The 13,142-nt window shown below is 46.4% G+C and carries 11 protein-coding genes; 2 read left to right on the forward strand and 9 right to left on the reverse strand.

The window, feature by feature from the left end:
* Nucleotides 1-58 precede the first annotated feature (58 nt).
* Entirely contained in the window at nucleotides 59-1,381 is a 1,323-nt protein-coding gene (locus tag CWI78_RS00005; RefSeq protein WP_126779035.1) for an anti-phage deoxyguanosine triphosphatase, read from the reverse strand.
* 80 nt (nucleotides 1,382-1,461) lie between these two features.
* On the opposite strand from CWI78_RS00005, the gene rssA reads away from it, so the two are divergent.
* A complete protein-coding gene (rssA, locus tag CWI78_RS00010; RefSeq protein ID WP_126779037.1) occupies nucleotides 1,462-2,436 on the forward strand; it encodes a patatin-like phospholipase RssA in 975 nt (324 codons plus the stop codon).
* A 62-nt stretch (nucleotides 2,437-2,498) separates the two neighbouring features.
* On the opposite strand, the gene ggt is transcribed toward rssA, so the two are convergent.
* From ggt to pspF, 8 genes are all read right to left on the reverse strand, one after another.
* Nucleotides 2,499-4,208 (reverse strand): gamma-glutamyltransferase, encoded by a 1,710-nt coding sequence (ggt, locus tag CWI78_RS00015; RefSeq protein ID WP_126779038.1) that lies wholly within the window; start codon nucleotides 4,206-4,208, stop codon nucleotides 2,499-2,501.
* Nucleotides 4,209-4,314: 106 nt separating this feature from the next.
* Nucleotides 4,315-5,844, reverse strand: a complete 1,530-nt coding sequence (gene putP, locus CWI78_RS00020; RefSeq protein WP_126779039.1) for a sodium/proline symporter PutP — start codon at nucleotides 5,842-5,844, stop codon at nucleotides 4,315-4,317.
* Between the two features lie 59 nt (nucleotides 5,845-5,903).
* A complete protein-coding gene (locus tag CWI78_RS00025; protein ID WP_126779041.1) occupies nucleotides 5,904-6,680 on the reverse strand; it encodes a peptide ABC transporter ATP-binding protein in 777 nt (258 codons plus the stop codon).
* A complete protein-coding gene (locus CWI78_RS00030) occupies nucleotides 6,677-7,669 on the reverse strand; it encodes a peptide ABC transporter ATP-binding protein (protein ID WP_126779043.1) in 993 nt (330 codons plus the stop codon). The genes CWI78_RS00025 and CWI78_RS00030 overlap by 4 nt, the downstream gene beginning before the upstream one ends.
* The gene (locus CWI78_RS00035) at nucleotides 7,669-8,562 is read right to left on the reverse strand and encodes an ABC transporter permease subunit (RefSeq protein ID WP_126779045.1); all 894 of its coding nucleotides are present in this window, start codon (nucleotides 8,560-8,562) and stop codon (nucleotides 7,669-7,671) included. Before CWI78_RS00035 ends, CWI78_RS00030 begins: the two co-directional genes overlap by 1 nt.
* Nucleotides 8,549-9,577 carry an ABC transporter permease gene (locus tag CWI78_RS00040; RefSeq protein ID WP_126779047.1) on the reverse strand — a complete coding sequence of 343 codons (1,029 nt, stop codon included), beginning with the start codon at nucleotides 9,575-9,577 and terminating at the stop codon, nucleotides 8,549-8,551. The genes CWI78_RS00035 and CWI78_RS00040 overlap by 14 nt, the downstream gene beginning before the upstream one ends.
* A complete protein-coding gene (locus CWI78_RS00045) occupies nucleotides 9,574-11,199 on the reverse strand; it encodes an ABC transporter substrate-binding protein (RefSeq protein ID WP_126779049.1) in 1,626 nt (541 codons plus the stop codon). Before CWI78_RS00045 ends, CWI78_RS00040 begins: the two co-directional genes overlap by 4 nt.
* Complete coding sequence (pspF, locus tag CWI78_RS00050) at nucleotides 11,192-12,265, reverse strand: phage shock protein operon transcriptional activator (RefSeq protein ID WP_126779051.1); 1,074 nt, start codon at nucleotides 12,263-12,265, stop codon at nucleotides 11,192-11,194. Before pspF ends, CWI78_RS00045 begins: the two co-directional genes overlap by 8 nt.
* 190 nt (nucleotides 12,266-12,455) lie before the next feature.
* Here pspF and pspA point away from each other — a divergent pair, with 190 nt between their 5' ends.
* Nucleotides 12,456-13,130: a phage shock protein PspA gene (gene pspA, locus CWI78_RS00055; protein ID WP_126779053.1), complete on the forward strand. Its 675-nt coding sequence runs from the start codon at nucleotides 12,456-12,458 to the stop codon at nucleotides 13,128-13,130.
* The last annotated feature ends 12 nt before the right edge of the window (nucleotides 13,131-13,142 follow it).

Raw genomic sequence — 13,142 nt, forward strand, 5'->3', positions numbered from 1 at the left:
AAATGAGTCCAACTTTATGGGGTCACTTCATAAACTCCGGCTTTTTTGTGATTAGAGATTACTGAAAAGCGCTTTTTGGAGAGCTGACCGAAAAGAGTTCTTGGTAAAGTTTGGCGGCGTAACCATCGGTCATCCCCGAAAGATAATCTGAAATAACCCGTAGCGAATTTCCACCCTTTTGCTGCTGTTGAATATAACGCAGCCGCGTATTTTCAGGGAGTAAGCGTTCGGGTTCCACTGACAAAACTTCAAAGAGTTCCATTACAATTTGTTGACCTTTAAATTCTTGTGCCTGCATTTCGGGTTTTCGAATCACCCATTTGAAGATAAATTGCTTTAGTGAATTCAACAAAACTTTTTCAGCGGTGCCTAACTGAACCTGATATTGAAGCAGAGGGCAGTCAAAGTCGTAGTTGGTCGATTCAAGCCTGGCTGATGTGAGCAGTCGGTTGACTAGGCCCCCAATGGCTTGTTTTCGAAGGTGATGGCTGCCGGAGAATAGATCGTCTGTTAATCCAGTCGCACTGAAATTGGTTAACTCTGCTTCTAATTTTTTTAAATCAGAGAGCATATTTTCTTCCCAGTGATGTCGGTGAATGAGGCCAACCACAATAGCGTCTTCAAGGTCATGAACGCCGTAAGCTATATCATCTGCAGTTTCCATAATAGACGCATCAATGCTTTTTAAAGCACTTTTACCATGGGTCGTTGCTGATGGTTGCTGCAGTAATGTTTGAAAGTTCTTTTTATCATTGCCACTGAGTGGTTCAAAAACCCAATTTAATTGAGCACAGTCATCATCGAACAAAGCTTTTGGTGGAAGCCACTCGCGAGTTTGTAAATGGCGGAAGTTGGTAACATCATCGGGTAATTTACCTCGCCGAATGCTGCTGGCCAGTATTGGGTACTTTAATAAGCCAAGCAGGGTGCGTCGGGTTAGATCCATGCCGTGCTCAGGTGTGTAAGCTTCAAGCTGAGTAACAATCCGAAATGTTTGGCCATTGCCTTCAAAGCCGCCGTTGTTGCGCATCATGTAATTAAGAGCAATTTCACCGCCGTGCCCAAATGGTGGATGGCCGATGTCATGGGCAAGACAAAGAGATTCAAGCAACGGCTCGGATAATTCAAGCTGAGCAGCCAGATCAGGGTATCGGTTGGTTAGATGGACAACCAGGCTTGCACCAATTTGACTGGCCTCCAGTGAATGCGTCAGTCGTGTGCGTGGGAAGTCGTGCATGCCAACATACATAACCTGAGTTTTAGCCTGCAACCGCCTGAAGGCTGCACTATGGAGGATGCGCGCTTTATCACGTTGAAAATCCGTTCGGGTGTCGTTGGGGCGCTGATCTGATATACCTGACTGACGTTCTGTCCAAATCATCTAACTGCTCAGTGATGTTGTTGACGAATGAGTAATCATAGTACGATAGATGCATTATTAAGAAAAGTAGGAAAAAGCACATGTCGGAAGTGAAGGTCGCTTTAGCTCTGGGCTCCGGAGCTGCTCGAGGGTGGTCACATATTGGTGTGATAAAAGCGCTGGAAGAGATGGGTGTCCGTATTAACATGGTGGCCGGAACCTCAATTGGTTCGTTAGTCGGGGCCGGTTATGCATCAGGACGACTGGCTGAAATTGAGCAGTGGGTACAGGGAATGAACCGCTGGGAAGTTTTTAACTTGCTGGACTTTGGCTTTAATCATGGCGGAATTATTGGTGGTGAAAAGGTATTTAACCGCGCAAGGGAAGAATTTGGTCATCGCAATATTGAGGATCTGCCTATAACTTACGGCGCTGTGGCTACGGACTTATACAGTGGTCGTGAAATTTGGCTACGAGAGGGCGATCTTTATGATGCTTCAAGAGCTTCTTGTGCGATGCCCGGGATATTGTCGCCTAAGTCATTTGATGGAAGATGGTTAATTGATGGAGGCTTAGTCAATCCGGTGCCGGTGTCTTTGTGTCGTGCCTTAGGTGCCGATTTTGTTATTGCAGTGCACCTTAACTCGCAACTGAACTCTAAAGCTCAACAACGGCGGGGGCGCAGTATCCCTCCGCAGACAGAGGCAGAGCAACTCGAGAAAGAAAAGACTGATATGGAAGTTCAGGATAATGAAAATGGCTTTTTCGATAATATGTGGTCGGGTAGCAAGGAGTATCTGGATAGCTTTAAAGAGCGTTTTCGGAACAATGGCGAAAAGGCCCCCGGTATGTTCAGTGTTATGGCCAGCTCTATCGATATTATGCAGGAACGTATTACCAAAGCGCGGATGGCAGGTGATCCACCCGATATATTGGTACAGCCCAAGCTTGGTCATATTGGCATCATGGAATTCTACCGTGGTCAGGAAGCCATTGACCTAGGTTATGAAACCACGACGAGGATGCGTGACTTGATTATGGAAGAGATTGACCTATATCGAGAGCGCCAAGGTTAAATAAAATCTAGAGAATATAAAGCCGTTTCACCTGAGTTTTGTTAGGTGAAACGGCCACAATGTTAGTAACCAGCCGCGTGTCCGTCTTTACGGCTTTCAGAAGCACCAATATAGACATCTTGTTCATGGTCTTTCCAGATAGCCTGATAGCCACCGTAGGGCCCCACGGCTTCCTGTAGTGTGTGCCCCATTTTTATTAATTCACGGCGAGTGTTTTTTGAGAAACCATTTTCCAGACTGACCACGCCACCATCTTCCATGACCGATCCTGTTGGCTGACTTGAGCCTGTATGCAGAATGCGCGGCGCATCGCCAGCCTCTTGCAAGTTCATACCAAAATCAATGAGGTTGATAAGAATTTGTGCGTGCATTTGTGGCTGCGTAGCTCCTCCCATAACCCCGTAGCTCATAAGCGGCTTACCGTCCTTAGTGACGAAAGCAGGTATAATGGTGTGGAAAGGGCGTTTCCCTGGTTCAAACACGTTACGGTGGTTTGGGTCTAACGCAAAGAGCTCGCCCCGGTTTTGCAGAACGAAACCTAAACCGGTTGGAGTAATGCCTGAACCCATACCGCGATAGTTACTTTGAATGAGTGACACCATATTACCGTGTTTATCGGCAGTAGTCAGATAGATGGTATCACCTTCGGTTGGCGGATTACCCGGCTCATAAGAGCGTCCGGCGCGTTCAGAGTTAATCAGTTGCGCACGTTCTTTGCCGTACTCTTTGTCGATAAGACCTTGAACCGGTACGTCATTGAACGCAGGATCCGAATAGTATTTAGCACGATCCTCAAACGCCAGCTTTTTGGCTTCTACAAAATGATGAATGTACTCGGGGCTATCATAACCCATAGCTTTGATATCAAATTGCTCAAGCATATTAAGAATTTGCAGCGCAGCGATCCCCTGGGTGTTTGGCGGTAACTCCCATAAATCGTATCCGCGATAGTTGGTCGATACCGGATCGACCCAGGTTGAGCTGTGTTGAGCCAAGTCGGTGTAGGAGAGAAAGCCACCGTGTTCTTCGACAAAGTCACTGATAGTACGAGCTATTTTCCCCTTATAAAAGCTATCACGACCTTCGTTTGCTAGTGTTTTATAGGTGTTAGCCAGAGCAGGGTTTTTAAAGCGCTCGCCTTTCTCTGGTACATTACCGTCACGCATAAAAACGTCGGCAAAGCCTGGAATGTCTTTCAGTACTTCGGCATTACGCTTCATGTAATAAGCGATGACTTCAGTAACAGGAAAACCTGATTCAGCATAATCTATAGCTGGCTGCAGGATATTATCCATACTCATCTGGCCAAAACGACCGTGTAGCTCAAACCAACCGTCAACTGCACCTGGAACCGATAACGGCAGTACGCCGCGTGCAGGGATAGAGTCATATCCATTTTCTTTGAAGTATTCCAAAGATAAGCTCTGTGGTGAGCGGCCTGAGGCATTTAATCCGTGCAACTTCTCTGAGTCAGCGTCCCATACAATAGCGTACAAGTCACCACCGATACCGTTGCCAGTGGGCTCAACCAGTCCTAAAACGGCGTTGGCAGCGATGGCTGCGTCAATAGCGTTACCGCCTTCTTGCATAATGTCCAATGCGACCTGAGTCGCTAAGGGCTGGCTGGTTGCCGCCATGGCTGTTGGCGCCATAGCTTCGGAACGGGTTGCAAAATGGTGGCCAGTAATACGATCGCTGGCATTGCTGGGTAGGGTTGCCGCAGCGCAGGAAAAAGCGATAGCAGCGGATGCAATGATATTAAGTTTAGCCATAGTGTTTACCTTCTCGTTTTTTTACCACTATAGGCTGGACTCTTAAAACAAAAAAGACCAGCCGCGATGGGCTGGTCTTTTTATCAGTTACAAAGCTGAGTTTATCTTAGCCTTGTTTGTCTCCGTGGTAGTACTCGTCAATGACACTTTCCATTTCGACAAATTTATCCTGCAGCTCTTGAGCTGGCTCAGCTGTGATTTTGCTGAAGATAATAACTGCCAGAGTAGAGAGGATAAAGCCGGGCACAATTTCATAAACATAAGCAGAAAGGTGCTCGCCGCCAAAGGTTGGTCCGTAAATCCAGAACAGAACCGTGATAGCACCAGCCAACATACCGGCTAATGCACCATTGCGGTTCATACGTTTCCAGAATAGGCTCAGAATAACCACCGGACCAAAGGCTGCTCCGAATCCTGCCCAAGCATTACTGACCAGACTCAGAATGGTATTTTCTGGGTTCCAGGCTAACCAAATAGCGACTAAAGAAACCGCCAGAACAGACATCCGTCCAACAAAAACCAGCTCTTTTTGGCTCGCATCTTTACGCAAAAAGGCTTTATAAAAGTCTTCTGTTAAAGAGCTTGAGCTAACCAACAACTGTGATGAGATGGTACTCATGATTGCGGCAAGAATAGCGGCCAGTAAGAAACCACTGATTAATGGGTGGAACAAGAACTGGGAGAATATAATGAAGATAGTCTCCGCATCAGGCAGGCTCATTTGGGTTTCAGCCACATACGCGATACCGACAAAGCCGGTTGCCATGGCACCGATAATAGACACTGTCATCCATGAAACACCGATACGGCGAGCGGCTTTTACATCGCTGACTGAGCGAATCGCCATAAAGCGGACGATAATATGCGGCTGACCAAAGTAACCAAGCCCCCAGGCCAACAAGGAAACAAGGCCAAGGAAGCCTAACATTTCACCGGTTTCCCCGTCTTTAAAGAACTCCAGAAAATCCGGATTCATATCACCAACCTGGCCAACAACACTGCTGTAACCGCCAAGTTCAGCAAAGGCCACTATAGGAACTAAGACCAGAGCCACAAACATAATACAGCCTTGGACGAAGTCGGTCATACTGACTGCCAGGAAGCCACCAAATAAGGTATAAGCACAGACAACGCCTGCGGTTATCCAGAGACCAGTGGTGTAATCCAAGCCGAAGGAACTGTCGAACAGTTTGCCTCCCGCAACTAAGCTGGCTGAAGTATATAAGGTGAAGAATATGATGATAACGACCGAAGAAAAGATACGTAACCGACGACCTTTATCATCAAAACGATTAGCAAAATAATCGGGAATCGTAATTGAGTCGTTAGCAACTTCGGTGTAGGTTCTGAGGCGGGGCGCCACAATGACATAGTTTAAGAATGCACCAATGACCAGACCCACTGCAATCCACAACTGAGATACGCCAGAGACGTAAATTGCACCGGGTAAGCCCATCAACATCCAACCACTCATATCGGATGCACCTGCTGATAATGCCGTAACTGCAGGGCCTAAGCCTCGTCCTCCAAGCATATAGCCGGAGACTGAATCCGTAGATTTCTTATAGGCATAAAGGCCAATACCTAGCATGACAATAAAGTACAGCGCTAGTGATATCAGAGTACCTGTTTCCACATTAAACTCCTGTTTTTTAGTTTTTAGTCAGCGATCTTATCGCTTCTGTCGCTGTTGCGTTAAATGTTCTGTTTTAAGTGTTCGTGCAGCAACTGTTGAACATAAGGTTGCTGCGTGTCTTCTAATACTATGTCTGTTTTATCAAACACGATCATTTTACCACGATACAAAATTAAGATCTTATCAGCAATATGTTTCACAATTTGCGGCGAATGTGTGACTAAAATATATGAAATTCCCATATCTTGCTGGAGATCGAGCATTAGGTTAATGATTTGAGCTCTAACAGATGGGTCAAGTGCAACTAAAGCTTCGTCGGCAACAACAATTTGTGGCTCGAGAATAATTGCTCGTGCAATACAGACTCTTTGCTTTTGACCACTCGATAGCATGTGAGGGTAGAATTCCCAGTGCTCACGTAGCATCCCCACGCGTTGCAGGGTCAAGTTAACGCGCTCCTGGCGTTCTGCCGCGGTTAGTTCTGTATTAAACAGTAAAGGTTCCTCTAGCTGTTTACCAATGGTTAAGTGGGCATTAAGCGAGTTCTCACTGTCCTGAAAAATCATGCGAACGTTGTTGCATAATTGAGAGTAGTTATGGCTATGCAGTCTCTGACCGTTAAGCCAAATCTCACCGCTAGTTGCAGTATCAACCCCGCCAATGATTTTTGCCAGTGTTGACTTGCCTGAGCCGGTTTCACCCATTACCGCCAGTATTTCTCCCGCTTCTAAAGTAAACGATAGAGGCTCTATAGCGACAGACTTAGGTGTCCAGGGCCAGCCCTTACGAGATCGAAACGTTTTACCTAGGTTACGAATTTCAAGTAAATGACTCATGAAGTGGTATCCAGTAATGGAAAGTGACAATGAAAAACGCGTTGTCTTTCATGAGTTGCGGTTGGCGCTTTAACGCAAGTTTTTTGTGCCTTTGGACACCTGGGCCCCAAACGACAGCCAATAGGCATATGACGCAATGTGGGAATAGCCCCCGGCAATGTCGGTAACCGGGCTTTATGCGGAAGTTGCTGCTGTGTTTGCAACGACATACGGATCATGGAATCGGTATAAGGGTGTGCGGGCTCCGATAAAATATCCTTTGCTGGCCCGGTCTCCATCAACTGACCGCAGTAAAGCATGGTCAGACGCTTGGTTTCCGGCAAAATGGAAGCGACATCCTGTGAAATGAGTACAACAGACATTTTTTGGCTTACCGCAAGCCGCGCTAGTAAGCGATGAATTTGCAGTCGTGTCGACGGTTCCATTGCCGTGGTGGGTTCATCAGCAATAAGTAATTTAGGGCGGTGAGCAATGGCAATAGCAATGCTGACCTTTTGTGCAATACCTTGAGACAACTCAAATGGGTAGCTATCCATTATCGACTCGTGGTCACGGATGCCGACCCGGTGTAGCAGCCTTTTAACCCGGGTTTTACGATCAACCCGGCGGCGCATAAAAGTGCCACGGACGTCTCCCTGAGGAATTGCTTCAACAATTTGCTGTTCAACGGTGCTGTTAGGATCCAAATAGGCGTTCGGGTCCTGAAAAATCATTGCCATATCGCGGCCGGTTATCTGTCGACGCTGGCGTGGGCTCATAGCTAATAAGTCCTGACCGTTCCACCAGAGACGGTCAGCTGTTACCTGCCAATTGGGATTAATAAAGCCGACAATGGCTTTTGCCAGCAAGCTTTTACCCGAACCGGACTCCCCGACAATACTATGAATTTCACCTTCGATGAGTTGCAGGTTAACTTTGTCGAGCACGCGAACAACTCCGTGTGGTGTCTGCATTTCAACTGTTAGGTTGCGGATATCAAGTAACTGCATTAACTGTTGACCCTTTCTTTTAAGGCGCGTCGCAAGCTGTCGCCGACAATGTTTATCGCCATTATCGTAACAAATAAGGTAACGCCGGGTAACACCATAGACCAAGGAGACAAGTAGACCTCATCCAGACTCCGGGCGAGCATACTGCCCCATTCCGGGGTTGGTGCCTGAATCCCCAATCCAAGAAAGCTGAGTGCAGCAATATCCATAATAGCGACCGAGAGCGATACGGTTAGCTGCATAACCAGAGTTGGGGTAACGTTGGGTAATATAACCCGGTAAAGCAAATAGGCCTTAGAACAGCCATTCAGCCGTGAGGCAGTGACGTAATCTTTGTGCCACTCTTCATGAACGGCATTGCGTGTTACAAAAATAAATTGAGGGATCAGCGATAGGGTAATCGCGAAAGCGACGTTGTTAAAGCCGGTGCCTAAAATGGCAATAATAATGAGCGCCATGAGAAATGATGGTATCGACAGCAAAGTGTCGAATAGTCGCGAGAGGCTCTGATATTTGATGGTTCGGTCAATGCCGGCAAGTGCCCCAATGCTCATTCCAATTAATGAGGATACAGCAACCATTAATATCGGCAGCCCCAGACTGTAGAGCCCGCCAATTAATAATCTTGAAAGCATATCCCGGCCAAGGTCGTCGGTACCAAAGAGAAACTGCATATTGCCACTTTCAACCCACGATGGCGGCAGTGCTATGGCATCAGAAAACTGAGTTGATGTATTAAATGGTGCCAATAAAGGCGACAATAAAACAACCAGTATCATTGCTAATAAGACATACAATGCGGCCATGGAAAGGAATCTTGCCCGAAAGCTTTTCCAGACAAGTTGCAGTGGCGATGGTGTTTCGTCGTGATGATAGAGGTTAACGTGTGGCATATTGCTCGTGCCTCACTATTGGGAAACGCCAGCCATGGTATAGCTCTACCAGCAGATTGAAAAACAAAATAACGAAAGCAAACATTAACACTGCTGACTGAATAATGGGGTAATCGCGTTCGAAAATACTGCGGATGAGCCAGTTGCCCATCCCAGGCCAATTAAAAATGGACTCAACAACAATGCTATTAGTTAACATCAGACTGAAAAGCAACGTGGTCTGATGCAGTACCGATTGTAAGGCATTTGGAATGGCATGTTTTACCAATACACGCCATTCGTTTAGACCTCGAGCGCGTGCTGCCTTAACAAAGGGTTTCTGCAACATTTCCTGTGTCGCATTGCGCATAAGTCGTAGTAATAACATCATTGGCATGATAGCCAGTATCAGCACCGGTAAGACAATATGGTTAATGGCGTCTTGAAAGGCTGCCGCTTTGTACTCTGAGTTACTTAAAAAGACATCGACCAGGATAGAACCGGTTTGTGGCTCAACACCATAAAGAGGATTAATTTGACCCGTGATAGGGAACCAGCCCAGCTTTATAGCAAAGAGCAATATCATTAGCTGCGCCAGCCAGAAGACAGGAACCGAATAGCCGATCATAGCGAGACTGATCACGGCTTTATCGGAGCGCTGTCTAAAGCGCGAAGCGGCGAAAACACCTAAGGGTAACCCAAGAGTCACTGCAACGAGCAAAGCCAGAATTATTAACTCCATAGATGCCATAAAGTGTTGAAATCCGTCAGCAAATACCGGGGTACCGTTACTGAGTGATTGTCCCCAGTTACCGGCAAATAAATGACGCAAATAGTGGAGGTATTGAGTTGCGATATTTTCATTTCCGGCACGCATTTCCATGACCAAAGGGTAGTTGCTTTGGAAGCTTCGAACACCACTCATATTGGTTATCGGGTCGCCAGGGAAAAAGTAATTCAGGCTGAAACTAAAAACCGTTAACAAAAATACGGCAATAATAAAGACTGTTAATCGTCCAATCAGGTAGCGGGTCATTGTGAGTCGTCCTCTGCCGTTTGTTTGGTCGCCAAACGGAAGTTAATGCCGCCATAAGGTGGCAACTCGACACCCGTGATGTCTTTCTGTTGAGCCTGAAAACGCTTTGAATGGGCAATAGGTAACAAGGGTTGCTGCTGATTTAACAGATGTTGAGCCGATTGATATAACGCCTTGCGTTCTTCTGCATTGGTTGTGGCTATCGCACTGTAAAGCAGTTGATCAAAGCCTGGGTGACACCAGTTAGCACGGTTACCTCCGGTGGCAACCGCGGCACAACTCAGCAACGGACGGAAAAAGTTATCAGGGTCGGCATTATCCGCATACCAGCCTATGAGGACCGTATCATGTTCTCCGCGCGAGAGGCGTCTGCGGAACGTGTTCCATTCGTACGACACAATACGTGCCGAAACTCCTATTTGAGCCAAGTCGGACTGCATTAACTCGGCCATCCTGCGAGCATTAGGGTTATAGACGCGCTGCACCGGCATAGCCCAGATATTAATGTTGAGGTTTGCATGTCCCGCTTCTTGTAACAAGCGCTTTGCTTTCTCTGGATTGTAGCGGTACTGAATGCCACGATCATCGTAAGCCCAGGATGTCGGTGGCAGTATTGACTGTGCTAGTTCGGCATTGCCGTAGTAAATAGTTTGAATGATGGCTTCGCGATTAATTGCGTGGCTTAGCGCCTGACGAACAAGAGGGTCATTAAAAGGCTCTTTTTCTGTATTAAAGGCCCAGAACGACACATTGGGGCTGACCTCATTGGTTACCTGCAACTCTTTTCTGTTGAGCGCTTTTAATTCGCTCACCAGAGGGTAAGGAATAATGTCACACTCTCCAGTAACCAGTTTTAACATACGTTTATTGGCGTTGGGAGTAATAGAGTAAACAAGGTGCTCTATGCCAGGGCCCTCGCGCCAGTAATCCGGGTGACGTGAATAGCGGATCAGTACGTCTTTACGATAACTCTCGAAGCGATAGGGGCCAGTTCCTATGGGTAGTATATCAATTTGGGCAGGGCGATCGACAACCAGCAGTTGTTGTGCGTACTCAGCCGATAAAATAATGGCAAAATCGGTTGCCAGGTTGGCCAAAAATGAACTGTCAGCATTGTTTAATACAATATCAACCGTCATTTTATCAATCTTTACCACTTTATTAATTAACTGGTCGAGGCCGGTTGCACTGAAAAAGGGGTAACTCCCTCCAACTGTGTGGTAAAGACTGGTGTCATCTAACCAACGGTTAAAACTGAACTGGACATCTTCAGCGGTGAGTTCTCGGGTTGGTTGAAAATAGTCAGTATGATGGAACTGAACGCCCTCACGTAAGTGAAACCGATATCGGGTTCCATTATCCAGTGTTTCCCAGCGCTTAGCCAGGGCGGGAACAAACTTTTGTTGGTTGGCGTCATAATCAATTAAACGGTCATAAAGTTGCGCGGCCGTTGCATCAACGGTGGTTCCTGAAGTGACCAGCTGAGGATTAAAAGTATCCGGGTTGCCTTCAGAACAATATATAATTCCATTTGCCAGGGGGGCAGGCGAAGGCTCTTCTGACTGACAGCCAGATATCAGGAATGCAGAAATTGCAGCTACAGTGGCGTACGCTTTAATCATTAGCTGCTGAAGCCCCTTCCAATAACTGATACTTTTTTAGGTACCCTCGTAACTGATGATAAGTCAGTCCGAGAAAGTTTGCTGTTTTCTTTTGATTAAACTGACATAAACGCAAGGCCTGTGACAAGACATCGACCTCATACTCTTGTGATTTCTGTTTGAAATCTATTGGCTGCTCAGGGTGCAGTTTCGGTATATCAATGGTTTCATTGCTATCACTAACGATCTGCTCGTCTTGAGCCGGGGCTTGAGGAGAAGCCTTGGGAGCCGACGTTTTTGGTCGGAACGGGCTATTGAAAGGGTCAATGACAATATCGTGGATGGGAACATGCCCATTTCCCAATCTGTACAAACTGCGTTCTACGGTGTTTTTCAGTTCGCGGACGTTACCAGGCCAGTGGTACTCCAGTAATGTCTTACGCGCTTTTTCAGAAAAGCCACTAAATAATTCAAGTTCCATTTCTCGAGCCATGGAGATAGCAAAGTGTTCGGCCAGTAACATGATATCTTCGCGCCGTTCGCGTAAAGGAGGCAGGGTGATGACATCAAAGGCAAGACGATCGAGTAAGTCGAGTCGAAACTTACCGTTAGCAGCAAGGGAAGGGAGGTCTTCATTCGTTGCCGCAATGAGCCGTGTATCGACTTTTACCGGATGGCGGCCACCAACCCGTTCAAACTCTCCGTACTCAATAACGCGCAGAAGCTTTTCCTGAACTCGTAAGGACGTATTGGCCAGCTCATCAAGAAACAATGAGCCGCCGTCAGCTCGTTCAAAGCGACCCTCGTGCTTTTTAGCCGCACCGGTAAAGGCTCCCGCTTCGTGACCAAACAATTCACTGTCGAGCAAATTCTCATTCAAAGCGGCGCAGTTCAGCGTAATGTACTGTTGCTGCCAGCGTCTTGAAAGGTAGTGACAGCGAGAAGCGATAAGCTCTTTACCTGTACCACGTTCACCAATAATGAGGACCGGCTTATCGAGAGGGGCAATTTGCGAAACTTGTTCCAGCACATCGGAAAAGCTATTAGATTGTCCGATGAGGTTATCGGGTTTCCGCTCGGGGCGCATGTCGAATGCCTTATATTATAGTTATTTTTGCTAATTATTAGTTTATTTTACGAACTCGCGCAAGTGCAAAGTGAACGTAAAATCAAAAAAACTTTTATAAAACAGCTGGTTAAAAAATAAATAAAAGTTGGCTTGATACTTGAATAATAAATTACCGAATCGTTTATTAAACCAGTATGAGGTAATTATTATGGGTATTTTTTCACGTTTTAGCGACATCGTGAACTCCAATATCAATTCTTTATTGGATAAAGCCGAAGATCCGCAAAAAATGGTTCGTCTGATTATCCAGGAAATGGAAGACACGTTAGTAGAGGTACGCTCGACTTCAGCGCGCTTGTTGGCTGAAAAGAAAGATATTCAGCGTCAGCAACAACGTATGGAAAATGAAGTTAAGGAATGGGAAAACAAAGCTGAGCTAGCGTTAACCAAAGAGCGTGAAGATTTAGCACGCCAGGCATTAGTTGAAAAACAAAAGGCACAGCAGGGCGTTGATGCGTTACAACAGGAAATGGATCGCGTTAATGAGAGTCTGGATAAGCTCAATGACGAAATTGGTCAGTTGCAGGAAAAATTGGCCGATGCTAAATCTCGTCAAAAAACTATCCTAATGCGCCAGAAAACGGCAAGTAGCCGTCTACAGGTTAAGCAGCAAGTTGATAGTGGCAAAGTCGATGATGCGATGCAGCGTTTTGACCGCTACGAAGCAAAAATTGATGACTTAGAAGCTCAGGTCGAGTCTTATGATATGGGTAAGCGGACTTTGCGCGATGAATTTGCAGAGTTAGAAAATGAGGGTAAGGTTAATGACGAGCTGGAAGCGTTGCGCGCTCGTATGAGTAAAAAAACCAAACAAGACTCTTAAAGCAGGCTGAAG

The sequence above is a fragment of the Idiomarina ramblicola genome, assembly GCF_003987255.1.
In the GTDB taxonomy this organism is placed as follows: domain Bacteria; phylum Pseudomonadota; class Gammaproteobacteria; order Enterobacterales; family Alteromonadaceae; genus Idiomarina; species Idiomarina ramblicola.

What these genes read in the sequence shown, in the direction of transcription:
- CWI78_RS00005 (WP_126779035.1), bottom strand. Translation starts at nt 1,381, where the DNA reads ATGATTTGGACAGAACGTCAGTCAGGTATATCAGATCAGCGCCCCAAC.
- rssA (WP_126779037.1), top strand. Translation starts at nt 1,462, where the DNA reads ATGTCGGAAGTGAAGGTCGCTTTAGCTCTGGGCTCCGGAGCTGCTCGA.
- ggt (WP_126779038.1), bottom strand. Translation starts at nt 4,208, where the DNA reads ATGGCTAAACTTAATATCATTGCATCCGCTGCTATCGCTTTTTCCTGC.
- CWI78_RS00025 (WP_126779041.1), bottom strand. Translation starts at nt 6,680, where the DNA reads ATGAGTCATTTACTTGAAATTCGTAACCTAGGTAAAACGTTTCGATCT.
- CWI78_RS00030 (WP_126779043.1), bottom strand. Translation starts at nt 7,669, where the DNA reads ATGCAGTTACTTGATATCCGCAACCTAACAGTTGAAATGCAGACACCA.
- CWI78_RS00035 (WP_126779045.1), bottom strand. Translation starts at nt 8,562, where the DNA reads ATGCCACACGTTAACCTCTATCATCACGACGAAACACCATCGCCACTG.
- CWI78_RS00040 (WP_126779047.1), bottom strand. Translation starts at nt 9,577, where the DNA reads ATGACCCGCTACCTGATTGGACGATTAACAGTCTTTATTATTGCCGTA.
- CWI78_RS00045 (WP_126779049.1), bottom strand. Translation starts at nt 11,199, where the DNA reads ATGATTAAAGCGTACGCCACTGTAGCTGCAATTTCTGCATTCCTGATA.
- pspF (WP_126779051.1), bottom strand. Translation starts at nt 12,265, where the DNA reads ATGCGCCCCGAGCGGAAACCCGATAACCTCATCGGACAATCTAATAGC.
- pspA (WP_126779053.1), top strand. Translation starts at nt 12,456, where the DNA reads ATGGGTATTTTTTCACGTTTTAGCGACATCGTGAACTCCAATATCAAT.